General features: G+C 70.4%; 20 protein-coding genes and 2 pseudogenes. 10 read left to right on the top strand and 12 right to left on the bottom strand.

Features of this window, described 5'->3' with window-relative positions; genetic code table 11:
- The first annotated feature begins 13 nt into the window (after positions 1–13).
- Positions 14–1,201: a flotillin family protein gene (locus ABT114_RS26660; RefSeq protein WP_351145381.1), complete on the top strand. Its 1,188-nt coding sequence runs from the start codon at positions 14–16 to the stop codon at positions 1,199–1,201.
- A gap of 492 nt (positions 1,202–1,693) precedes the next feature.
- Here ABT114_RS26660 and ABT114_RS26665 read toward each other — a convergent pair whose 3' ends face one another.
- On the bottom strand, positions 1,694–2,431 hold the full coding sequence (locus ABT114_RS26665) for an SAM-dependent methyltransferase (RefSeq protein ID WP_351145382.1): 738 nt from the start codon (positions 2,429–2,431) through the stop codon (positions 1,694–1,696).
- Between the two features lie 436 nt (positions 2,432–2,867).
- Between ABT114_RS26665 and ABT114_RS26670 the strand changes: the two genes are divergently transcribed.
- From ABT114_RS26670 to ABT114_RS26685, 4 genes and pseudogenes are all read left to right on the top strand, one after another.
- Entirely contained in the window at positions 2,868–3,512 is a 645-nt protein-coding gene (locus ABT114_RS26670) for a hypothetical protein (protein WP_351145383.1), read from the top strand.
- Between the two features lie 153 nt (positions 3,513–3,665).
- Positions 3,666–3,785: pseudogene (locus tag ABT114_RS26675) on the top strand (IS5/IS1182 family transposase); the annotation flags it as partial.
- 108 nt (positions 3,786–3,893) lie between these two features.
- Positions 3,894–4,541: a histidine phosphatase family protein gene (locus ABT114_RS26680; protein WP_351145384.1), complete on the top strand. Its 648-nt coding sequence runs from the start codon at positions 3,894–3,896 to the stop codon at positions 4,539–4,541.
- Between the two features lie 62 nt (positions 4,542–4,603).
- A pseudogene (locus tag ABT114_RS26685) lies at positions 4,604–4,831 on the top strand (DSD1 family PLP-dependent enzyme); the annotation flags it as partial.
- A gap of 99 nt (positions 4,832–4,930) precedes the next feature.
- On the opposite strand, the gene ABT114_RS26690 reads toward ABT114_RS26685, so the two are convergent.
- Positions 4,931–5,314 (bottom strand): hypothetical protein, encoded by a 384-nt coding sequence (locus tag ABT114_RS26690; RefSeq protein WP_351145385.1) that lies wholly within the window; start codon positions 5,312–5,314, stop codon positions 4,931–4,933.
- 103 nt (positions 5,315–5,417) lie between these two features.
- On the opposite strand from ABT114_RS26690, the gene ABT114_RS26695 reads away from it, so the two are divergent.
- The 3 genes from ABT114_RS26695 (at position 5,418) to ABT114_RS26705 (ending at position 6,670) form a co-directional block, all read left to right on the top strand.
- Positions 5,418–5,894 carry a MarR family winged helix-turn-helix transcriptional regulator gene (locus ABT114_RS26695; protein ID WP_351145386.1) on the top strand — a complete coding sequence of 159 codons (477 nt, stop codon included), beginning with the start codon at positions 5,418–5,420 and terminating at the stop codon, positions 5,892–5,894.
- Between the two features lie 128 nt (positions 5,895–6,022).
- Positions 6,023–6,280, top strand: coding sequence for an FCD domain-containing protein (locus ABT114_RS26700; protein WP_351145387.1), 258 nt, complete (start codon positions 6,023–6,025; stop codon positions 6,278–6,280).
- An 18-nt stretch (positions 6,281–6,298) separates the two neighbouring features.
- Entirely contained in the window at positions 6,299–6,670 is a 372-nt protein-coding gene (locus ABT114_RS26705) for a DMT family transporter (protein WP_351145388.1), read from the top strand.
- 52 nt (positions 6,671–6,722) lie between these two features.
- On the opposite strand, the gene ABT114_RS26710 is transcribed toward ABT114_RS26705, so the two are convergent.
- Both ABT114_RS26710 and ABT114_RS26715 read right to left on the bottom strand, forming a co-directional pair.
- Entirely contained in the window at positions 6,723–9,113 is a 2,391-nt protein-coding gene (locus ABT114_RS26710; RefSeq protein WP_351145389.1) for an ATP-binding cassette domain-containing protein, read from the bottom strand.
- Between the two features lie 253 nt (positions 9,114–9,366).
- On the bottom strand, positions 9,367–10,146 hold the full coding sequence (locus ABT114_RS26715) for an SDR family NAD(P)-dependent oxidoreductase (RefSeq protein WP_351145390.1): 780 nt from the start codon (positions 10,144–10,146) through the stop codon (positions 9,367–9,369).
- Positions 10,147–10,431: 285 nt separating this feature from the next.
- Between ABT114_RS26715 and ABT114_RS26720 the strand changes: the two genes are divergently transcribed.
- On the top strand, positions 10,432–10,989 hold the full coding sequence (locus ABT114_RS26720; RefSeq protein ID WP_351145391.1) for a hemerythrin domain-containing protein: 558 nt from the start codon (positions 10,432–10,434) through the stop codon (positions 10,987–10,989).
- Between the two features lie 270 nt (positions 10,990–11,259).
- Here the strand turns inward: ABT114_RS26720 and ABT114_RS26725 are convergent, their stop codons facing one another.
- The 7 genes from ABT114_RS26725 to ABT114_RS26755 all read right to left on the bottom strand — a co-directional run bounded on the left by ABT114_RS26725 (position 11,260) and on the right by ABT114_RS26755 (position 20,048).
- Positions 11,260–12,933 (bottom strand): SWIM zinc finger family protein, encoded by a 1,674-nt coding sequence (locus tag ABT114_RS26725; protein ID WP_351145392.1) that lies wholly within the window; start codon positions 12,931–12,933, stop codon positions 11,260–11,262.
- 40 nt (positions 12,934–12,973) lie between these two features.
- Positions 12,974–13,489 (bottom strand): hypothetical protein, encoded by a 516-nt coding sequence (locus tag ABT114_RS26730; RefSeq protein ID WP_351145393.1) that lies wholly within the window; start codon positions 13,487–13,489, stop codon positions 12,974–12,976.
- Positions 13,486–14,991: an ATP-binding protein gene (locus ABT114_RS26735; RefSeq protein ID WP_351145394.1), complete on the bottom strand. Its 1,506-nt coding sequence runs from the start codon at positions 14,989–14,991 to the stop codon at positions 13,486–13,488. Before ABT114_RS26735 ends, ABT114_RS26730 begins: the two co-directional genes overlap by 4 nt.
- A 7-nt stretch (positions 14,992–14,998) precedes the next feature.
- Entirely contained in the window at positions 14,999–15,679 is a 681-nt protein-coding gene (locus ABT114_RS26740) for a response regulator (RefSeq protein WP_351145395.1), read from the bottom strand.
- 79 nt (positions 15,680–15,758) lie between these two features.
- The gene (gene murJ / locus ABT114_RS26745) at positions 15,759–17,465 is read right to left on the bottom strand and encodes a murein biosynthesis integral membrane protein MurJ (RefSeq protein ID WP_351145396.1); all 1,707 of its coding nucleotides are present in this window, start codon (positions 17,463–17,465) and stop codon (positions 15,759–15,761) included.
- Complete coding sequence (locus ABT114_RS26750) at positions 17,462–18,643, bottom strand: lipid II:glycine glycyltransferase FemX (protein ID WP_351145397.1); 1,182 nt, start codon at positions 18,641–18,643, stop codon at positions 17,462–17,464. The genes murJ and ABT114_RS26750 overlap by 4 nt, the downstream gene beginning before the upstream one ends.
- A gap of 277 nt (positions 18,644–18,920) precedes the next feature.
- Entirely contained in the window at positions 18,921–20,048 is a 1,128-nt protein-coding gene (locus ABT114_RS26755; protein ID WP_351145398.1) for a hypothetical protein, read from the bottom strand.
- A gap of 202 nt (positions 20,049–20,250) precedes the next feature.
- Between ABT114_RS26755 and ABT114_RS26760 the strand changes: the two genes are divergently transcribed.
- Complete coding sequence (locus ABT114_RS26760; RefSeq protein ID WP_502988394.1) at positions 20,251–21,483, top strand: L,D-transpeptidase; 1,233 nt, start codon at positions 20,251–20,253, stop codon at positions 21,481–21,483.
- Here the strand turns inward: ABT114_RS26760 and ABT114_RS26765 are convergent, their stop codons facing one another.
- The gene (locus tag ABT114_RS26765) at positions 21,484–22,524 is read right to left on the bottom strand and encodes a LacI family DNA-binding transcriptional regulator (protein WP_351145399.1); all 1,041 of its coding nucleotides are present in this window, start codon (positions 22,522–22,524) and stop codon (positions 21,484–21,486) included. It lies immediately after the preceding gene.
- Positions 22,525–22,943: the final 419 nt, after the last annotated feature.

The raw sequence follows: 22,943 nt of genomic DNA on the forward strand, positions 1-22,943 counted from the left end.
GAGTAGAAGAGAAATGTTCGGATACCGCGTTCCCGCTCCCGACGAGGCGATGCTGATCTCGGGGGGCCGGCGGGGACTGGGGGGCGCGCCGTTCCGAGTGGTGACGGGGCACGGCAAGTTCGTGCTTCCGATCTTCCGAAAGACCCGTTTCCTCACCCTGTCGATGTGCGAGTCCGAGGTCACCGAGACCTGTGTGACCAGGCAGGGCATCGCACTGCACGTCCGCGCCGTGATCGCCTTCAAGGTCGGCAACGACCATGAGAGCATCATCAACGCGGGCCAGCGCTTCCTCTCCGACCAGGACCAGATGTCGGTGCTGACCGGCCGGATCTTCGCCGGCCACCTGCGGGCGATCATCGGCTCGATGACGGTCGAGGAGATCGTCACCGAGCGGCAGAAGCTCGCCGCGGAGGTCCTGGACACCTCGAAGACCGAGATGGCGAAGATCGGCCTGATCGTGGACTCGCTGCAGATCCAGTCGATCGACGACGGCGACACCGGCTACATCGACGCGATGTCCGCACCGCACAAGGCTGCCATCCAGCGGCAGGCCCAGATCGCCCAGGCACAGGCCACCCAGGCCGCGGCCGAGGCGGAGCAGGCGGCGGCCCGCAAGCAGGCCGAGTACGCCCGGCAGACCGCCATCGTCAAGGCGGAGTACTCGGCCGAGGTGAACCGCGCCGAGGCGCAGGCCGCGCAGGCCGGACCGCTGGCGCAGGCCCACGCCCAGCAGGAGGTGCTCGCCGCCCAGACCGAACTGGCGCAGCGCCAGGCCAAACTGCGCCAGCAGCAGCTGGTCGCCGAGATCGTGAAGCCCGCCGAGGCCGAGGCCGAACGGATCAGGCTGCTCGCCGCCGCCGATGCGCAGCGGATGAAGATCCAGGCCGAGGCGGCGGCCTCCTACGACCGGGTCGCGCTGGACCGGATGCTGATCGACCAGCTGCCGCAGATCGTGAAGGAGGCCGCCGGCGGCCTCGCCGGAGCCAACGTCAATGTCCTGAACGGCGCGGACGGCCTCGGCGAGATCGCCGCCGGCCTGGTGTCCCAGGGCCTGACCATTCTCGACTCGGTCCGGCAGAACCTGAACGGCCAGGACTCCTCCGACGGCCGCCGCTCCGAGCAGGGCAGTGGCAACGGCCTGCTCGAGCTGCACCCGGCCAAGGAGAAGCAGGCGAACGACGGCCCGGTGGACGTCGACTGAGCGCTCCGCTGGAAGCGCGGTGACGAACCCGCGGGCCGGTGGGGGCTGGTCGCGCCCACGCGGCGGAGCCGCATATCGGCACAGCCCCGCGCCCCTTACGGGGCGCGATACCGCACCGGACTTCGTCAAGGCTGCTCAGTCGGAGCCCTCGAAGGCTCTGAGCTCGGGGAACCGGTCGCGGGCCGGTCCCCGCCAGGGGCGCGCGCAACTGTTCCGAGTGGCTGGCGCAGCTCCCACAGGTGGATGTCCGCAGCTCGGGAGATACCGGCCGCAGCCGAACAGCGACGTCACTGGTCGCGCCGATCGTACGTCTGGCGTCGGCCGGCTTCATGGTCGAAGACACGTCGACGCGCCAGCCAAACCTGACCGGGCGGCTCACCAACGACCACCTCACACATGCCGTCAACTCGGCGCGCCAGTGCGCCCGCGCACCGGCCACGCTCGCCGAGGTCCCGACAGGTGACAGGGGCGGGGCACCAGGGCCTGTCCGGGTCAGCCGGACGTCTGCCGCAGCACCATGCAGGCGAAGCCCCAGGTGTCCCGGTAGATTCGCAGCCATTCGGAGCGCCGGATGGTGGCTGTCTGAAGCACCTGCGGGCTGTCCGGGTCGGCAGGGTGGTCCAGGGCCCATGAGGCCAGCGCCCCCCAGCAGGCCCACTCGTAGTCGTCCAGCTCGCGGCGCGTGCTGACGTGCCCGTGGACAGGAGTCCACCCGTCGGCGACGACGTGGTCCACCGTGGTGGCCAGGTCGGTGACGTCCCCCAGCATCTCCACAGCCTCCGGAGAAGGCCGGCGTTCCCAGATGCCCTCACCGATCAGCACGTGTCCCCCAGGGGCCAGATGCTTGCGTGCGGCCGCGAGAGTGGGGAGCAGGCCGCCGAAGGCATGCGTGGCCCCGACACTGAGCACGAGGTCGAACGAGTGCGGAGAGGAGAAGCTTTCGGCTTCTTGGCAGTGGAGTTCGAGGCGTTCTTGGACGCCGAGACTGATCGCGGCCTGGCGGGCCTGCGCCAGGGCGTCCTCGGAAATGTCAACGCCCTCGGCATGAAGCTGCGGGTGCGCAGCCAGGGCACGCAGAAGCCATTCCCCGCTGCCGCAACCAAGGTCGAGCACACGCTCGCTGCCGCGTGGCAGGCCGCGTTCCAGTAATCGGCACACAGAGTCGTCGTCGAGCGGGGACTTTATCGGGTGGCCGGAATGGGCGAGCCTGGAGATCTGTTCACGGTTCACCAGCGCAGCTTGACAGCGTCAGAGACCCCACACACCTGGTTTTCCTCCCTGCACTTGACGCCTACCAGGCAACGGCCGACCGCAGGTATTGACGATTACTCTCCTCACCCGTTCGTGCGATCACTCCCCTCACCGGGCTGAGGAGCTTCTTGACCGGCTGGTGGCCGCACGCCCGCTGACAACCCGGAAGCACCACTGAGCCTGTGGGTAACCGCTGTCCGCACGGTGTCATGCGCGGCCAACTCCGCCTCCGATCGGCCCGCAATTCCCGCTGGATAGGAACAGTCGGCTCCAGTCGTGCGTACTATCTCTACGCTGAAGCACACTGCAACATTCGCAGCCCGGCCCAAGCAGTCAGGAATGAGCCGTAGGTCCCCTGCGGCCGCCCTGCAGTTCAACTCTCCGCAGCCGCGAACCGAGGAAAGGTCAGCACACCATGTCCGAGACCACCCCCACGACCACCGAACTCACGTCGCAGTACATCGCACAGGTAGCAAGCGACCTCGAGCGCAATGCCAAAGACCAAGAACGCCTTGGTGCGGAAATCGCCGCGCTGCAGGACCAGTTGCTCGCTCTGCAGCACGACCACACCGTGCTGGTGAACATGCAGAAGGCACTCGGCGCCACAGCCGCACCCACCGAGGCCGCGACTGCGTCCGAAGACGCCGCAGTGCCCGCTCCCCGGCAGGAGAAAGCCGCCAAGTCCGAGACAGGCAAGCAGGCCCGCGTAAAGAAGGCCGGCGCCGCGCAGGTCAGCAAGGCGGCCAAGAAGCCCGCAGCCAAGGCTGCGACCGCCAAGTCGGCCAAGCCCACCCTTGTGGAGCTCATCCGCGGCCACCTCACCGGACAGAGCGAACCGCGCTCCGCAGCGGAAATCGCCACCACACTCAGCCAGACCCACCCCGAACGCGGCATCAAGACCACCGTCGTGCGCACCACGCTCGAAGGACTTGTGGCCAAGAGCCACGCCCAGCGCACCAAGCAGGGCTCCTCCGTCTTCTACACCACCGCAGACGCTCCCGCGCAGGCCGAGGCCGAGGCACCCGCACACGAAGCGCAGCCCGCTCAGGCCGACCGCTAAGGCCACAGGCAGCAGCACCGGAGACCCTCGCTGACGGAGTACGGCGCGCCCTGGGCCGTACCGTGCTCGGTCACCGCGTAGACAGGAAGGTCCAGTCGGCTGGCGCTCGTACCTACGACGTGGAGACGAGCGCGGTGCCGAAATCTCAACTTCCTCGCGTTGCAACCGCGTCGCCGCTTCGCAAAGGACACGGTGCTCGTCGTGCGCGGCACCCTGGTGCCCACCCACGACCACGCCATCGACGAGCAGTCCAAGAATTACCGGTACTTGACCAGGCCGGCGTCCATCGACCAGTTGGTCAAGCCGGTAATTGAGGTGTGCGAGTACTACGACGTCGTGCCGTGAGAACGGTGTCCTGGTCGAGCGAGAGGAGCCGGCAGCATGAGCGACCACGTCCGAGTGTGGTGCCTGCGGCACGGCGAGTCGGAGAACGTCACTGCTGCGATCGCAGGAGCGGTCCTCAGCGCACCACTGACCGAGCTCGGGCGGCGCCAGGCGGAGCTCGCGGCCCAAGCCCTGACGGACGAGCCGATTAGCGGGATCTACGCCAGCACGGCCCTGCGTGCACGGCAGACCGCGCAGTCGCTCGCCGCCGCGGGCGGCATTTCGGTCCAGGCGATGCCGGAGTTGGTCGAGGTCGGCATCGGCCGGCACGAAGGAAGCAGCGATCCGGCCGTCCGACGGCAGACGGCGGACGTGCTGCGCGCCTGGGTCGTCGACGACGACCTGGAGCAACGGGTCGCGGACGGCGAGACCGGACGCGAGGTCGTCACCCGCGTGACCACGGCCTTCCTGCACATCGCCGAGCAGCACCCGGGAGAGACCGTCGCCGTCGTCGGCCACGTTGCCAGCCTCACCGCCGCACTCGGCCGACTCTGCGCGCTCGGCCCCGCTGTCTGGGGAACACCTCTGCCCCACGCGCAGCCGTTCCTCGTCGAATGGACCGGCGCCACCTGGCGCTGCCCCTCATGGCCGGGAACACAGACCTTACGCGGCACCAGTCTTGCTGACCTGATCCACAACTCTTGACGATTGCTCGGCCATCGATCACCGCGAGCAAACGGGTTTCCAGACCCTGACGAAAGCGCCTCATCCATGGCCTGGTGATCAGCACCGCGAGCCAGGAACACGGCACTCTCACCGCCCGCGACGGCGCCGTCCTGCCCGACCTGCCCGTCGGCACCCGCCTGCGCATCCTGCCCGACCACGCGTGCGCGACCGCGGCCCAGCACCGCGGCTACCACGTCATCGACAGCACCCAGACGGCGAACGACGCGCCCGCCATCCAAGCAGTCTGGGACCGCGTCAGCGGCTGGTGACCGTCGGACATCCGGCAGATCCCCCACGGCCCGAGCGGTTCCGGTTCCGGGAATCCCGGCGGCGAGGGGGAGGACGGCCAGGATTCTCCAGGTCAGGGGTCAGGCGACCTGGCCGCCGATTCCGGAGCGCCCTTCGGGAACGGCCAGCAGGCCGACCGCCGCCTGCTCGCGGACCTGTTCGCCGAGCACGCTGACCAGCGCGTCCGTGATCGCGGCGATCAGGCGCGCGGATGCGTCTGGTACATCCGGGTGCTGGTAGGCCGCCTCGCGCAGACTCAGTGTGACGTGTGGGGCGGTCTGGTCGGTCGGCGCCCCGCCGATGCCACGCCGGCTCTGGGGGATCCCGATGAGGTCGACGGCGACCAGGCGACTGAACGGCTCGCCGTAGACGGATCCGACCGCGTCCGCGAGTCCGCGGATCAGGCCCTCTTCGACCTTCCTGTCAAGGGCGGTTTCGCTGATGTGCACAGTGAAGTGGGGCATGGTGGAATCTCCGTCCGTGTCCGCGGTGGCGGGCAGGTCGACTACTAATACCTTTGCAAGCAAAGCATCTTTGTCATCAAAGGTAAATGCTGAGGAGTGCGTGATGGCTGAATCCGCGCGGCGTAAGGCCGGGGCGGACGTGGACGCCGCGGTGCGTGAGCTGCTGTTGCTCATGCCACGGATGGCGAGCCGGGTGAAGCGCATTCCGGTGCCCGAGGTGCTGCAGCCGCAGGCATTGGCGCCACGTCACCTCTCGTTGCTGTCCTGCCTGTTGTTCGACGGGCCCATGACCGTCAACGAACTGGCCGCGCGCCTGGAGGTGGCGCCCACCACGGTCAGCCTGATGGTCGGGGACCTGAACGGGAAGGGCATCCTGGACCGGCGCGAGGATCCGTCCGACCGGCGGCGCCGGATCGTGGCCATCACCCCCGACCAGCACGACGCGATCGCCGCCTGGCTCGCCCCCGGCGCCGCTGCCTGGCGCCGCGTACTCACCCCGCTGACCCCGGCGCAGCGACGCCTCTTCGTCGACACCCTGCGCGCCTACGAGGTGGCGGTGGCGGAAGAGCGGGAGCACTGAAACTCGCCGAAGGGGAAAGAAAGCTGTCCGCCGGCACGGGCCCTGCTGCCGGCGGACGCCATTGTGATCCAGCCACCAACGCAGGTGCGTGACGTCCTCGATCTCGTCATGTGTCGGCGTCAAAGGAGATGGCGTCCAGTGCGCTCGGCCACCGAGCCGCCCAGCTGTGGGAGAGGTCCGACCGCTACCGCCGCCTCGGCCTCGAACTCCCGTCCGGCGCCGAGCCCCGCACCCGCGACCTGGAGGAACACCACCGCCTCGTCGCTCTCGTCGTCGACGGCCGAGCCGCCGAAGCGGGCCGGCTCATGCGCGACCACATCACGCCACGCCTCACCGCGACCGCCATCAGCGCCCGCGAAAACCGCGAAAGCCACCGCAACGACTGACTCGACCGCTGCGCTGCGGTGGCGGTGGCGGTGTACCGCGCCCTGTTCATCGTCTACCCGGCCTACCGGCTCCTCGAGCACGGACTGCGCCACACCCCCGCGTCGATGGCCACGTCGTTGCCCCTGGCTGAGCCCTCCGTTGCAGCGGTTCCGGGCGTCACCGTCCTCGGTGAACGCCTGCCGACCGCCTCCTGGTACGGGCTGGCTGTCCTCGCTCTGGGCCTGGTCTTCCTGACCAGGCCCGTCGGCGCCGACAGCCGCGGCCGAGAGTCGCCGGGCACCCTTCCGGCCCGCCGCTACGGCGTCGACTACCCCGAGCGCGAGCGGCCCGTCGTCGACGCCGTCCCGCCTCTGCCGCCATCGTCACCCGCGGCGAGTCGAAACAGATGACGAGTCGAAACAGATGAGAGGACTCGTCTCACGGTGTCCGCGCGGGCCTCGGTCAGGCGCCGACGTAGTCCGCGAGGTGCTCGCCGGTGAGGGTGGAGCGGGCGGCGACGAGGTCGGCGGGGGTGCCCTCGAAGACGATCCGGCCGCCGTCGTGACCGGCGCCGGGGCCGAGGTCGATGATCCAGTCGGCGTGCGCCATGACCGCCGGGTGGTGCTCGACGACGATGACCGACTTGCCGGAGTCGACGAGCCGGTCGAGCAGCCCGAGCAGTTGCTCGACGTCGGCGAGGTGGAGGCCGTTGGTCGGCTCGTCGAGGACGTAGACGCCGCCCTTGTCGGCCATGTGGGTGGCCAGCTTGAGCCGCTGCCGCTCGCCGCCGGAGAGCGTGGTGAGCGGCTGACCGAGGCTGAGGTAGCCGAGCCCGACGTCCGCGAGCCGTTCGAGGATCCGGTGCGCGGCCGGCGTGGCCGCCTCACCGGCGCCGAAGAACTCCTCGGCCTCGGTCACCGGCATCGCCAGCACCTCGCTGATGTCCCGGCCGCCGAGGTGGTACTCCAGCACCGAGGCCTGGAACCGCTTCCCCTCGCACTCCTCGCAGGTGGTGGCGACGCCGGCCATCATCGCCAGGTCGGTGTAAATGACGCCGGCGCCGTTGCAGGTGGGGCAGGCGCCCTCGGAGTTGGCGCTGAACAGCGCCGGCTTGACGCCGTTGGCCTTGGCGAACGCCTTGCGGATCGGTTCGAGCAGTCCGGTGTACGTCGCCGGATTGCTGCGCCGCGAGCCGCGGATCGGGCTCTGGTCGACCGAGACCACGCCCTCGCCGGCCGGGATCGACCCGTGCACGAGCGAGCTCTTGCCGGAGCCCGCCACGCCGGTGACCACACAGAGCACCCCGAGCGGGATGTCGACGTCGACCTGCTGCAGGTTGTGCTCCGTCGCGCCACGGATCTCCAGCGCGCCGGTGGGCTTGCGCACCATCTCCTTGACGGCGGCCCGGTCGTCGAGATGGCGGCCGGTGACGGTGGAGCCGGCCCGCAGCCCCTCGACGGTGCCCTCGAAACAGACGGTGCCGCCGGCGGTACCGGCGCCGGGGCCGAGGTCGACGACGTGGTCGGCGATGGCGATCGCCTGCGGCTTGTGCTCCACGACGAGCACCGTGTTGCCCTTGTCCCGCAGCCGCAGCAGCAGGTCGTTCATCCGCTGGATGTCATGGGGGTGCAGGCCCGAGGTGGGCTCGTCGAAGACGTAGGTGACGTCGGTGAGCGAGGAGCCGAGGTGGCGGATCATCTTGACGCGCTGCGCCTCGCCGCCCGACAGCGTGCCCGACGGCCGGTCGAGCGCAAGGTAGCCGAGGCCGATCTCCACGAACGAGTCGAGGGTCTGCTGCAGTGCGGTGAGCAGCGGCCCCACCGACGGCTCATCGAGGCCGCGGACCCAATCGGCCAGATCGCTGATCTGCATCGCGCAGGCGTCGGCGATGCTGATCTTCTTGATCTTCGACGACCGGGCCGCCTCGGTGAGCCTGGTGCCGTCGCAGTCGGGGCAGGTGGTGAAGGTGATCGCCCGGTCCACGAACTCCCGGATGTGCGGCTGCATCGCCTCCCGGTCCTTGGAGAGCATCGACTTCTGGATCCGCGGGATCAGACCCTCATAGGTCATATTGATGCCCGCGATCTTCATCCGGGTCGGTTCGAGGTGCAGGAAGTCGTGCAGCTCCTTCTTGGTGTACTTGCGGATCGGCTTGTCCGGGTCGACCAGGCCGGACTCGGTGTAGAGCCGGTAGTTCCAGCCGCCCGACTTGTAGCCGGGGATGGTGAGCGCACCCTCGTTGAGCGACTTGGAGTCGTCGTAGAGCTGGGTGAGGTCCACGTCGGTGACCGAGCCCCGGCCCTCGCAGCGCGGGCACATGCCGCCGGTGATGCTGAACGAGCGACGCTCCTTCACCTTCTGCCCGGCGCGCTCCAGGGTGACCGCACCCGCTCCGCTGATCGAGGCGACGTTGAAGGAGAACGCCTTGGGCGAGCCGATGTGCGGCTTGCCGAGCCGGCTGAAGAGGATGCGTAGCATCGCGTTGGCGTCGGTGGCGGTGCCGACCGTGGAGCGGGGGTCGGCGCCCATCCGCTGCTGGTCGACGATGATCGCGGTCGTCAGCCCGTCGAGTACGTCGACCTCGGGCCGCGCCAGCGTCGGCATGAAGCCCTGTACGAAGGCGCTGTAGGTCTCGTTGATCAGACGCTGCGACTCCGCGGCGATCGTGTCGAACACCAGCGAACTCTTGCCCGAGCCGGAGACACCGGTGAACACCGTCAGCCGACGCTTCGGGATCTCGATGCTGACGTCCTTGAGGTTGTTCTCGCGCGCCCCGTGCACGCGGATCAGATCGTGGCTGTCGGCAACGTGCAGCGTGGGCGACTGCGTGTCCGCCCTCGTGGCCATGCTCATCGTGTCTCCATCTGTAACGCGGAGCCGCCTTCGCGGTCTCCGTCGGCGTCGCCGGGACCGATCTAACCAGCCGCGCACACAGATCGAACCCGGTGTGCGCGACGAACCGGTCGCCCCGCTCGTGCGGCAGCGCGTCGATCTCGAGGACCTCGACTTCGCCCTCGTCATGGACAGGTCGCGGGCGTGGCCCAGCCCCAGCCGAAAGGCCCGGGTGGTGACGCTGAGCGCGGGAGCCGCCACGAACGTGTTGGGCTCAGTGAACGGAGAACCCGCCGTCGACGTAGATCGCCTGCCCGGTGACGTAGCCGGATGCGCGGCCGGCCAGGAACACCGCCGCTCCGGCGAAGTCCTCGGCCAGGCCGTTGCGCCCGACCATCGTGCGCGCGGCCAGTGCAGCCACCCTCTCCGGGTCGGACGACAACCGCGCATTGAGCGGGGTCATGACGAAGCCGGGCACCAGCGTGTTGCAGGTGACGCCATGCGGTGACCACGCCTCGGCCTGAGAGCGGGCCAACGACTCCAGCGCGCCCTTGGAGACCCCGTAGGCGCCGCTCTGGACGAATGCCCGGTGCGCCTGCTGGGAGGTGATGTGGATGATCCGTCCGAAGCCCCGCTCGGCCATGCCCGGCCCGAACCGCTGGCCCAACAAGTAGGGCGCCTCCAGGTTCACCGCCATCGTGGCGTCCCACACCTCCTCGCCCAGCTCGCCCATCGGCGGCCGCAGGTTGATCCCGGCGCTGTTGACGAGAATGTCGGGCTCTCCGAACACCTCGGCTGCCTGCTCCGCCGCCGCGCGCACCCCGTCGCGGGTGCTCAGGTCGGCGCTCACCCAGGCCGCCCGGCAGCCGTCCGCCGCCAGCTCGTCGACCGTGGCGGCCAGTTCCGACTCCTTGCGCGCCACGATCACCACGCTCGCCCCCGCTCTCGCGAGAGCCCCGGCGATGGCTCGGCCGATGCCGGAACTGCCGCCCGTCACCACGGCAACCCGGCCGTCCAGCGAGAACAGTTCGGAGAGGTAACTGTGCGAGATCATGCCCGCACCCTAGACGGCACGTCCACGGCGACAGTGCCCGGGGCGCGCATCGGCGGACACCCGGCGAGCGCCCGGTCGGCCAAGCGCCGAGAGGCGAGGTCGATGACCGTGGCCGGATACGGGACGGGCACGAGTACCACGCGTCCGTCCGAGCCTGTTCGCCCGCGGAGACGACGTCGTGCGCACCGTCCGGCCGACAACTGCGTGTCGGTGGGGGCATCGGGTACTCGTCGTGCCACGGTGAGCTGATCTGTTCATCGTTGGCTGGAGAAGGAGGAACCTGGAATGGGGCAAGACGGGAATGTCATCACGGAGCTGACAACGGACCACCGTAAGATTGATGCGCTCTTCGAACAGATCGAATTGCAGCCGGTGGGCGACCAGCGGCGGCGCCAATTGGCGGACGAGCTGACGGTCGAGCTGGTGCAGCACTCGGTCGCCGAGGAGCAGTATCTGTACCCGTCGGTCCGCAGGTTCGTCGACGGCGGGGACGACCTGGCAGACAAGGAGATCGAGGACCACGCCAGGGTCGAGCAGCTTTTGAAGGATCTCGAGGGGCGTGACGCCGAAGACGACCAGTTCGACCACCTGGTCGCAAAGCTCAGGCTCGAGGTGGCTGAGCACGTCCGTGATGAGGAGAACCGGCTCTTCCCACTGCTCGCGGAAGTCTGCACACCGGAGGCGTTGGAGCATCTGGGGGGCAAGATCCGCGATGCGAAGAAGGCGGCTCCGACCCACCCCCACCCGGCGGCGCCGGACACTGCTCCCGCCAACAAGATCCTGGGTCCCGGGATCGGCCTGGTGGACCGGGTACGCGATCTGCTGGCGGGCCGGAACCGCTGAGAGAAGTCGCTCAACGAGCGATGACGCCGCCGCCCATGAAGCCGGGTGGTAGGGGCGAGGAACGAATGCTCAGGAGCTTGATGACGGCGGAGAGCAGACGCAGGACACGATGGCAATCAGCGATCGTGCTGCTCGCGGCGCCACCTGCCACCATGTCGCCTTCCCAGTCCGGATGATCACGCCGTCCGCCGCGCCGGACACGGCGAACGGGCCACGACGACGACGGTGGCGCGGGACGGGACCGCGTAAGCCGGCGTGGCGTCGGCCGGCTCACAGACCGTGCTCCTCCATCAGGCGCAGTAGGTTCCGCTTGCGTTTCTGGGCGGTGCGCAGGGTGGTGACGTGTTCGGCAAACTCGTCCGGTGTGCCCAGGCTGCGGTGACAGTCGCGGATGCTCAGCAGCAGGCTGACAAGCTGCTGGTACACCGCGTTGCCGGTCTGCTTGGTGAGTGGCTCGGCCAGGCGCAGGTAGACGCCGAGTGCGTCGGCGGGTCGGACTGCACGGGCCAGGTCGGCGAGGGTGAGCCACTGCCGGTCGTGGGCGCCGTTTTCGGTTGCGGCCTGCCAGGCGGCGTCGACGTCCTTGTCGTCGAGCAGCGCGTCGACCAGGAGCGGTCCGCCGTACCAGCCCCGTTCCCGCCGCCCCGCGTCGGTGCGCAACAGCGCCAGCGCCCCCTCGCGCTCGGCCGGCCAGCAGTCGGCGGCCCGCGCGGCGGCGCGCAGCTGCTGGTAGGCGGGCAGGGTACGGCGGGCGCGGAACTGGTCGCGGCGCAGGTCGACGGCGTCGGGGAGCCGGTCCGCCCGTGCGTAACGCTCGCAGAGGTAGTCGACGAGGGCGCTGTCGACGGTGGAGGAGTCCCGGGCTTCCGCAACGCCGCGCTCCGCCCAGCGCAGTGCCTCGTCGGGGCGCCCGGCGCTGTCCAGCTCATGGGCGATGACGAGGTGCGTGTGGCCGTTGTCCGCAAGGTCGGCCGCGTGCACGGCGATCACCGCGTCGATGTCACCTCCCGCCTTGGCCAGACGTTCCATCAGGTACTTCTCGGCCCAGCCGGTGCGGTTGCCGCGCCACGCCTCGACCGCGAGCCTCTGCAGAACGGTCATCCCGGGTTCGCCGAGCATGTCCTCGTAGTCGAGCGGATCGATGTCGGTGAGGTCGTCGAAGTCGCCGAGCACATGGCCGACCAGCCAGCGCGCGAGCTCCTCCGGGTCGGGGCGGGCCGCGCGGCACGCCTGGAGATGGGCGTCGGCGAGGTCGGCGCCGACCTGCCCGAGCCATCCGCCGGAGTCGTCGACGCTCTCCACCGCCTCGGCCAGCAGCCGCACCGCCTCCCGCGTCAGGGTGATCGCGTCGGCAGCCCGGCCCGAGCCGGTGAGCGCCCCGATCGCGGACACCGCCTGCCCGGCCTGGTCGGCATAGGCACGGGCATCGGCGTACTCGACGTACCCGTACTGCGCGAACGGGCCGATGTCGAGCAGCTCACGGATGCGCGCCCGGACCCCGGCGAGGTCCCCACCGGCGCTCGCGGCCCGCAGCTCCAGGCGGCGGCGCAACTGCCGGTCCTCGGTGATCTGCTCCCGTACGAGGACGAGCAGTTGGTCCTTGGAGAGGCCGGACAGCCAGGCGTCGAGGTCCTCTGCGCGGTCCCGGGCCGCCTTCCGCTGCCGCGGCAGGCTCTCCCGCTGGGCGAGTACGGTCAGGCCAAGGGCGACCAGGTGCTTGCAGAAGTTGCCCTCCAGGCCGTACGGGCAGTCGCACTCGCCGTTCGGTCCTGCGGACCCGCCGAGGGTCAACTCCACCGCGTACCGCTCCGTGCCGTGGACGGTCGCGGTGACCCAGTCGTCACCGACCTCGACTCCGGACACGGCGTCGAGATACCCGCGCCCACGCTCAAAGGAACGGGCGCCGGCCAGCGCCTTGAGAGTCGCCTCGGTGAGGCTGCCCATGGTGTTCCGCCCTGCTGTGACTGTGTGCTTGAGGTATGGCCTAGCAGAGGGTCGGCGGGAGTGTGCCGTCGTCGCCCGCGATGGTGACTTCCGCAGTGCCGTCCCCGCCCTCCGCGTACGCGGCCGTGCACACGAGCTGACGTAGCGCGGTCTTCGCGAGCGGCCGCACCGGGAGCGGGAGGCGGATGGTGATGGTGCTGGAGGTCGACTTGAACACCATTTTGGCGCCCTTTGCCGGCAGGCCCGTGTGGAGTCCGGCCGCGCGCTCGTTCGCCGAGGGGCCGGCGAACAACGCGGCTAGGGTTTTACCGATCCACTCCTGCTTGGCGTTCGGCGGAACGTCCGTTGTGCTGAGTCGGGTCACCGGTGTCAGGCGGCCGTCCGAGGCGAGGAAGAACAGGAGCATCCGCTGGTCGGACGCGGGGAAGACGGTGATGGTGGCCGGCCCGCCGGCCTCGACGACGCCGGTCTCCTGGACTCCGCAGCCGGTCAGCAGGGCGGCCGTCGTGGCGCAGGCCGCGACGGCACGGCCGGTGGTGGAGCCCGTCCGGGTCATGCCGTCGCCTCCGTGCCCCTCAGGGGTATCTCCACGGTGAAGACGGCGCCGCCCTGCGGGCCGTTCGTGGCTCGGATCGTGCCGCCGTGCAGCCGTACGTTCTCCAGGGTGATGGCGAGGCCGAGGCCGCTGCCCGTCGAGCGGCTGCGGGCCGCGTCCGCCTTGTAGAAGCGGTCGAAGATGTGCGGCAGCACGTCGGCGGGTATGCCTGGGCCGCTGTCCGCGACCTCGGTGACGAGCCGGGCGGGCAGCAGGCTCGCATCGTGCGCGCCGGTCGCCATGGCCGCCCCGGGCGCGCCTTCGCCGTAGGGCTCGGTGCGCAGCCGCAGCACGACGGGCGCGCTTCCATGCTTCAGCGCGTTGCCGACGAGGTTGGCGATGACGATGTCGAAGCGCCGGGGGTCGATCCGGGCCCGGATGCCGTCGGGCAGGTCGGTGACGACCTGGGCCGGGTCGATCCAGTGACGGCTCTTCAGGGTCTTGCGGATGGTCTGGGCGATGTCGACCTCGTCGGTGTTCAGCTCGGCGGCCCGGGCGTCGAAGCGGGATATCTCCATCAAGTCCTCGACGAGCAAGGCCAGTTTGCCCGTCTCGGCGCTGATCAGCCGTACGGCGGCTGCGGTGTCGGGGGCGAGGCCGGCCGCGTCCTCGTCCAGGACCTCGGTGACGGCCAGCATCCCGGCGAGCGGGGTGCGCAGTTCGTGGGAGACGTCGGAGGCGAAACGACGGGCACGTGCCTCGGCCGCCCGGAGTTCGCCCACGGTCCGCTCCAGTTCGCCGGACGACTCGTTGAAAGTGCGGGCCAGATCGGCGAGTTCGTCGCTGCCCCGGACCTGGATACGGGTGTCGAGGCGTCCGTCGCCCATGCTTCGCGCGGCCTTCCGCAGGTCGCGGACCGGGCGCAGCACGCTGCGTGCCGACAGCAGGGCCGGGACGAGGGCCACCGCGAGCCCGGGGACGGCCCCGTCACGAGCCGCGTCGAGCATGGCCTGGATGTTGGCCTCCTCGTCGGTCAGCGGCATCACGGCGTACAGCACCAGCCCGGTGGGACGTGTGGTCTGGCCGGCCTGGAAAACGGTCGGGACTCCCACGGTCAGCCACGGGGTGCCGTTCCTGTCGACTCGCTGGAAGTTGCCGCGCGGGTGGGCGCGCGCGGCACGGCGCAGTTCGGGAGTGATCACGCTCGAAACGGGCTTGTCGGCCGAGGAGACCCGGACCGAACCGTACTCGGCGAACACCACCCACGGGTGGGGGTTGCCCTGCCGGGCGAGTCGGCGCAGCTGTTCCTGGAGCGACAGGGGCTCGACGGGCAGCGGCGTGGCGAGCTCCTGGACCCGCTCGCGGAAGGCGGACACAGCCGTGTCCTGGGCCTGCTGGAGGATCGCGTTGCGTGCCTCGCGGTAGGCGAGGGTCGCGGTGGTTCCGGCGCTGACAGCAGCGACCAGCAGAAAGGCGAGCACCAGTCGGGTGCGCAGCCCGATACGGGTTTTGCGGCGGTTCACCAAGGGCTCACAGGGGTCCGAAGCGGTAGCCGAAGCCCCGCAGGGTCTGGATGTAGCGGGGGTTGCCGGGTAGGTCCTCGATCTTGTGGCGCAGCCGCCGCACGCAGGCGTCGACCAGGCGGGCGTCGCCGTGGTAGCTGTGTTCCCAGACGTGCTCCAGCAGTTGCTGACGGCTGAAGACCTGCTCGGGCGCGGCCGTCAGATACAGCAGGAGCTTGAGTTCGGAGGGGGCGAGCGCCACGCGCTCCCCCGCCTTGGCGACGTTCAGCCCGGCACGGTCGATGGCGAGGTCGCCGTGGAACTCCACGGCGGGCCGGCCGCCCGGCTCCTCGATGCGGCGCAGTACGGCCCGGATGCGGGCCTCGATGACCTCCGTGCGGGCGGGTTTGACGATGTAGTCGTCGGCCCCGGCCTCCAGCCCGACCACGACGTCGAAGTCGTCGCCGCGGGCGGTGAGCATGATGATCGGCAGCTGACCGGCCTCGCGTACCTGGCGGCAGACCTGGACGCCGTTGATGCCGGGCAGCATGAGGTCGAGGAGCAGCAGATCGGGGCGGAATTCACCGATGGCCGCGAGCCCCGCCTCGCCGGTGGGGGCGGTGCGTACCTCGTGCCCACGGCGGCGCAGGCCGAGTTCGATGCCTTCTCGCACGGAGGCGTCGTCTTCGATGAGCAGGACACGTGGCATGTGCGGAGTATTCCATTCGATCAAGTGACGAACGTATCCGGTCAGTTGAATGACAAAAGGTGGCCGGTGGGCCTCCTTGTCAGCCCCGGCGGCGGAGTAGGCGGGGCACCGCCCGCAGGACGGCCTCCAGCTCGGTCAGGCGCAGGGGACGGGTCAGCAGTGCGAAGGTCGCCAGGATGGCCACCGTGCCCGCCGTCGCCGCCGCGAGCGGGCCGAGCGAGGCGGTGCGCCCGGCCGCGAGGTGACCGAGCAGGGCGGCCGGGATCGCGGCCAGCAGCAGTCGGGCCAACCCGGCCGCGGCCGGCGAGCGCCACGGCGGGCGCCGGGGGCCTGCGGCCGCCGCGAGCCTGCGGTCGAGGACGTACGCGGTGACCGCACAGCCCACGAAGAGCGCCACCGAGTACGCCCCGGCCATCCCTGTGACCGCCCAGCGTGCGGGCAGCAGCACACAAGCGGCCGCGGACAGAGCCGCGTTGAGCCCGGCGATCACCAGGTTCAGCAGAAAGGGCGTGCGGGTGTCGGAGAGCGCGTAGAAGGCGCGCGAGAGGACGTACTGCCCGGAGAAGGCGATCAGTCCAGGCGCGAAGGCTGCCAACGCCCCTGCCATGACCGCGATGTCGTCCGCGCCGGTCCTGCCGTACTGGAAGGCCACCGCCATGGTCGGCCCGGCGACCGCGAGGAGCACGCACGCGGCGGGCACGACGGCGGCGGCGCTGCTACGCAGGGCGTACGAGACGTCCCGTCGCACGCCGGCCGTGTCACCGTCCGCCGCCGACCTGCTCATCCGTGGCATCAGCGCGGTGACCAGGGAGACGGTCACGATGCCGTGCGGCACCGCCCACAGCAGATACGCGTTGCCGTAGGCGCTGAATCCGGCGCCGCCGTCGATGCCCTCGGCCGCGGCGCGCTGCCCCGCCGTCGTCGCGAGCCTGGTCACCACCCAGTACGCGAGCTGGTTGGTGAACACGAGCAGCACCAGCCAGCCGGCCGAGCGCAGCGGCCGCGACAGCCCGCTGCCCCGCCAGTCGAACCTGGGCCGCCAGCGAAAGCGCGCCGCCCGCAGGGACGGCAGCAGCGCCACCGCCTGTACGACGATCCCGGCCGTGGTGCCCCAGCCGAGCAGCGCGGTCTCTGCGGGAGTGAGCGTTCCCCCGTCTACGGCCGTGGCCAGGTAGAGGCCGAAGACGGCAATGACGACCACGTTGTTGAGGACCGGGGTCCACATCATGGCGCCGAACCGGCTGCGGGCGTTCAGCACCTGTCCCAGCAGGGTGAACAGGCCGAGGAAGAATATCTGGGGCAGGCAGGAACGCGCGAACGCGACCGTCGTCGCCGCCTGCGCGCCGGTGTAGTCGGTGTAGGCCGCCACCAGCGCGGGCGCGGCGAGCACCGCCCCGGCCGTGATCAGCAGCAGGGCGGCCGTGCAGGCGGTGAGAAGGCGGTCCGTGTACGCGGCCCCGCCGTCCTCGTGTTCCTTCGCGGCCTTGACCAGTTCGGGGACGAAGACGGCGTTGAGCGCGCCGCCGAGGAGCAGGGTGTAGACGATGTTGGGGACGGTGTTGCCGACCGCGTAGCCGTCGGCGGCCAGGCCCACGCCGAGCGCTGCGGCGACCACGGCGGAGCGTACGAAGCCGGTGGCGCGGGAGACCAGGGACCCGGCGGCCATGACCGCGCCGCTGCGCAGCACGGATCCGGGCCGGTGGGCCGGCTGCTCGGTCGTGGGAGTCCCGTCGGTGGATCGGGTATCGCGATCGCCCGGGGTGGCCCGGGCCTGGGAGGCGCTCATCGGCGGGCCAGGTACATCTGGAAGGCGCGGTACAGCGCGTGGTTGGCGGTGCCGTTCAAAGGTGTCTCCCACTCCCCCAGCGTCTCGACGACCTTCCCCCCGGTGCCGAGCTTCCAGCGCAGCAGCCCGAACGAGCGTTCGTCGGGGTCGAGTGTGGAGGGTACCCCGCGCATGTCGTAGACCTCCGCGCCCCGGGCGTGGGCGTCGAGCATCATCTGCCACTGCAGGGCGTTGGAGGGGCGGACCTCGCGCCGGTGGTCGGCGGAGGCCCCGGTCTGGTACCAGACCCGCCGGCCTACGGTGATCATGGTGTGGGCGGCCAGGATCTCGCCCCCGTGGCGGGCGAGGTAGAGCCTCATCCGGCCCGGTTCCTCGGCGTTGAGGGCCGCGTACTGGCGCTCGTAGTACGCGAGTGAGCGGCCGAGGCGGAAGCCGTCGCGCTCTTCGGTGATCCGCAACAGCCGGTAGAAATCGGGGAGTTCGGCGGCGCCGCCCACCGTCACCTGCACGCCCGACTTCTGCGCCCGGCGGATGTTGCGCCGCCACTCCTGGCTGAGCCCGGACCACAGGTCGTCGCTGGTCCGCCCGGCCAGCGGCACCTGGAAGACGTAGCGAGGCTGGGCGTCCCCGTCGTCGTCCCCGTCGCCGCAGCGCCGCCAGCCGCGGGCCCGCAGCCGCTCGGCCACGGCGGTGCCCAGCGGGTCGACCTCGCAGTCCAGCACGTCGGACAGGCTTCGCCCGGGCCCGGTTGCCGCCTTGAGCGCGGCGGCGTTCCACCGGCGGTGGGCGGGCGAGGGACCGATGCGTACGGCGAACGCTCCCAGGGTGCGCAGATGACTCAGCAGCGGGGAGAGCCAGTCGAGATCCGGGTCGGCCCAGTCGGCGACGGGCCCCTCGGGCAGGTAGGCGAAGTACTTGCGGGTGCCGGGGAACTGACGCAGCAGCACCAGCGCGACTCCGCTCAGCCGCCCGGCCCCGAGCCCGGTCTGCGGTCCCCAGCCGAGCAGTTGGGCGCGCCAGCCGTCCTTCACCGCGGCCCAGGACGGGCACTGCAGAAAGCCGGGAGCCAGGGCGGAGCCGGTGCGGGATGCCAGGAAGGCTCGGTACGCTTCGGCGGAGACGGGTCCCAGCCACGCTTCCTGCTGACCGCGGCCTGCCGTCACGAGCAGCACTGACACTGCGCCTCCTCGGGTGCCGTTGTTGTCGGATGGGGAACCGAGCCGTTCGGCACGGAACGCGAGGAAGATTCACAGGCGCCCGTGACCGTGCCGCGCGGCGAATGTGACCGGACCATGACCGTTTCTGTGCGGCCGCTGTCACACGCTCCAGAGCCGGTGTCCTGGTCGACGGACTCGCCCCCTTCACCACACACATGACAAAAGGCCAGGTCAGACAGGTGTCTGACCTGGCCTCAGCGGGCCATGCCGCGGCCGCGGTCGGTCCGGCGAAGGTCCGTCAGTCCTGTACGGCGACGTACGGCACATGGAGGCCGGAGGGATCGTCGTTCGTCCCTGACACCCAAATCCGGCCCTGCTCGTCGATGTCCGTGCCGTAGAGCCGCCCGGAGCCGGGCGGCTGCTGTCCCCGCACCAGGTGTCCGGCCCGGTCCAGGGTCAGGACGTAGGTGAAGTCCGGGTCCACCGCGGGGTCGAAGGTCTCGCCGACGATCACCGGCCGGTCCTGCTCGTCGAAGGTGATGCCCTGTAGCTGCGCCGTCTCCTTCGGGGTGCGTACCTCTTCCCAGCGGCCGTGGTACAGCCGCAACACCACCGGGCGGCGCCACAGCTCGTCGTCCTGGACAAGACCCACGGTCCATATCTCGCCGGGTTGCCGTTGCGCGATGCCGTCGAGGTAGAAGGTCTGGCCGTCGAGGTGGGCGGGGAGCCGCTGGCGGGTCCAGGTCGTTCCGTCGAAGTGCGAGACGCCCTTGACCCCGACCAGCCACACGTCGTCCTCCGCCAGGGGGAGGATCGAGATCGTGGAGCCGACGGCCGCGTCGGCCGGGATCTCGGTGTTGCGCCACTCCCCCTGCGGGCTACGGGTCATCAGCAACGAGTCCTGGTAGCCGTCCGGGTCGTCGCCGAAGAGGCCGCCGCCGGCCCAGACCGTGCCCCGGGGCGAGACGGCGACCGCGTAGAAGCCGCCGACCGCGTCCGCGGGCAGGGGCAGGTCCTCCAACTGCCAGGAGGCGCCGTCCCAGTGCTGGACGGTCGGCATGTCGGTCTTCGTTCCCTCGTCCTTGGACCCGACCGCCCAGGCCTCACCGCCAGGGGCCGCGACGATGTCGTCCAGGCGACCGTGCGCCGCGGGCTGCGGCGTCCTGGTCCAGCCGGTGCCGTTCCAGCGCAGGGCGAGCGGGGACCAGTCGGTCACGTCGATCCCGGCCGTCCACGTCGCCCCCTGCTCGCTGGAGACGTGGTAGAGGATGGCATCGCTCAGGCCCTCCGGTGCGACGGAGCGCCACGAGGCGGTGTCCGCGGACGCCGGGGCCACGCCGATCGTGAACGCGACGGCGCCGGCGAGCAGGGCCACGACGAGGGGGCGGCGGCGCGGAGCGGCGGGGCGAGATGTGGTGTCGGACAAGGAACATCCCCTTCCTCAGGACGGTCACAACGCGGGGAAGATTCACAGCCGTCCATGACCGTCTCGCGCGGCGTGTGTGACCGGACGATGACCGTTCCTCTGCAACTGCCGTCATGCGGCCGACATGCCGATGTCCGGCGTTTTTCGCGGCTTAGGGTCCCCCACGTTCCGGTGTCTTCCCGACGTCCACGGAGGTTTCCCGTTGAGCCAGATACGTGTCGCGATACGCAGGGGCCGGGTCCGCTGCAGCGCCTCCGCCACTGTCGCGGCGGCCGCCGTCCTGCTGACCACGGCCCTCTCCGCCTGCTCCGCCGACGGCACGACACCGTCCGGGTCGGACGCGAAAGCCGGCGGCGGGACCACGAACGGCCGGGTGGCGACGGTCACCGTGACGCCCCGCGGCGCCCGGGCGAAGGCGGGCGAGCCGGTCAAGGTCGTCGCCCACGGCGGCACCCTCACCTCGGTCACCGTCACCGACGCCGGAGGTGACACACTCGCCGGCGCACTGTCGGACGACGGCCTGACCTGGACGTCGGACCGCAACGCCGTGCCCGGCACCACCTACACCGTCAAGGCGGCCACCCGCGCGGACAGCGGCACGGCGGGGACCGAGCGGGCGTCCTTCACCACCGCCACCGCCGACAAGGTCAACAAAGTGGACTGGCGGCCCGGCGACACCACCACGGTCGGCGTGGCCCAGCCGATCTCCCTGGTCTTCGACTACCCGGTGCGGAACAAGGCGGCGGTGGAGAAGCAGCTCAAGGTCACCACCTCGAACCGGACCGAAGGCTCCTGGGGCTGGATGAAGGACTGGTCGGGCAAGGACCGCGTCGACTGGCGGCCCAGGGAGTACTGGCAGTCCGGCACCAAGGTGACCCTGGACGCCCGGCTGAACGGCACCGACTCGGGGCCCGGCGGCGGCTGGTTCGTACGCGACTACAGGCTCGGCTTCACCGTCGGCGCCCGGCAGGTGTTCAAGGTCGACCTCGACAGCAAGCGGCTCACCCTGGAGCGCGACGGCCGGCCGGTACGGACCTTCCCGGTGTCCGGCGGCACGCCCGGCCCCGACACGGGCTCCTGGCGCGGCACGGAGGTACTGATGGCGAAGGAGGGCACGATCCGGATGAACTCCGAGACCGTGGGCCTCGGCGACGCCTACGACCAGAAGGTCGACTACGCGATGCGCCTGACCTGGTCGGGTACCTACGCACACGCCGCGCCCTGGAACGCCGCCTACTTCGGCAGGGCCAACAGAAGCCACGGCTGCATCGGCATGAGCGACGCCGACGCCCGATGGCTCTACGAGAATGCCCGCATCGGCGACCCGTTCGAGGTCAAGGGCGCGGAGACAAAGGGGGAAGTGGCCCTGAACAACGGCCTCGGCGACTGGAACGTCGGCTGGGAGCAGTGGCGTACCAGGAGCGCCTTGCGGTGATCAGCGGCGGTATCCGTCGGAGTCGTGGGCCGGGGTACCGACGGGCCCGGTGCTCGCCCGCAGGGAGATCGGCGGCGCGAGCAGATGGTGCCGGGCGGGTGCGTCGGGCCGGTCGATCCGTTCGACGAGCAGGTCGACGGCCAGCCGGCCCATCTGCTCCGCGGGTACGTCGGCTGCCGTGAGCTGCGGGGTCACCGTCTCCGCCCAGCGACTGGCCACGACCCCGGTGATGGAGAAGTCGCGCGGCACATGGCGGTCGGCCCGGGCCAATCCCCGGTACAGGCCGCCCAGTGCGGCCTCGTTCAGCGTGACCAGGGCGGTGGTGGCCGGGTCGTCGTGCAGGATCCGCTCCACGCACGCCTCGCCCGCGGGGGCGTCATCACCGCAGCTGTACGTCCGTACGGTGAGCCCGCGCTCCGCCGCCGCCTTCGTGAACCCGTCGAGACCCCGATGGGCGGACTCGTAGCCGGCTCGAAGCAGTTGCTCGGGCCGGTTGACGAAGGCGATCCTGCGGTGCCCGAGGTCGGCGAGGTGGTGAACGCATGCCGCCGCCAGCGCGGTGTGGTCCAGGCCGACCCACCAGCTGCCCTCGGGGTGTGCGGTGCGGCCGATGCAGACGGCGGGAAAGCCCAGTGCGCCGAGGTGGTCGACCCGGTCGTCATCCAGCCTGATCTCCATCAGGATCGCGCCGTCGACCCGGCGCTCGGCGAGCAGGCGCTGGAAGGAGCGGTCGCTGTCCACACCACTGGGAGAGAGCAGGACGTCGTAGTCGTACAGCGCGGCCGCCTCCACCACGCTGCCGATGAAGTCCAGCTGCATGCCGGTGTAATGGTTCCCGGCCGGCGGGAACGCCAGGCCGATGGTGCTGGTCCGGCCGTTCGCCAGAGCCCGCGCGCTCGCGTTGGGCCGGTAGCCCAGCTCGTCGATGACCTGCTGGATCTTGCGGCGGGTCCCCTCCGACAACGAGCGCTTGCCACTCAGGGCATAGGACACAGTGCTCCGCGAGACACCGGCCCGCTTGGCGATCTCACCGATGTTCACGGGACTCCTTCGTCAACTTCGTCGAACAGGTTCGATTCCGAAGCGGCCATCGAACCGGACGTCGAACCGGTTCGATGAAGGGAAGTTAGGAGCGACGGGAACGAGTGTCAATGCCTTGCGCTCACTTTCCGATAGCCGCTCTTCGATCGGCGTCGGGGGTATTGCCGCTCCGTTTCCGGCGGTGCTAGCTTCCGGCGAACCGGTTCGACAGAGCCACTTGGGATCACCATGCCCGCCGAGCGAGGCCTCGCCGGCTCGGGCCGTCGTCCAGCGCGTCCCGTACAACAACGGGGCGGCGGTGGCCGGTCCGGAGACCGTCTCCGACACCACCCTCACCGTCAGCGCAACGCCGCCTCGCTGAGCATCCCCTGGTCCAACGCCAAGGACGGCTACACCGTCACCCTGCTGCCACCGTCCAG

This window comes from Streptomyces sp. NPDC002088 (assembly GCF_040296605.1).
Classification (GTDB): Bacteria; Actinomycetota; Actinomycetes; order Streptomycetales; family Streptomycetaceae; genus Streptomyces.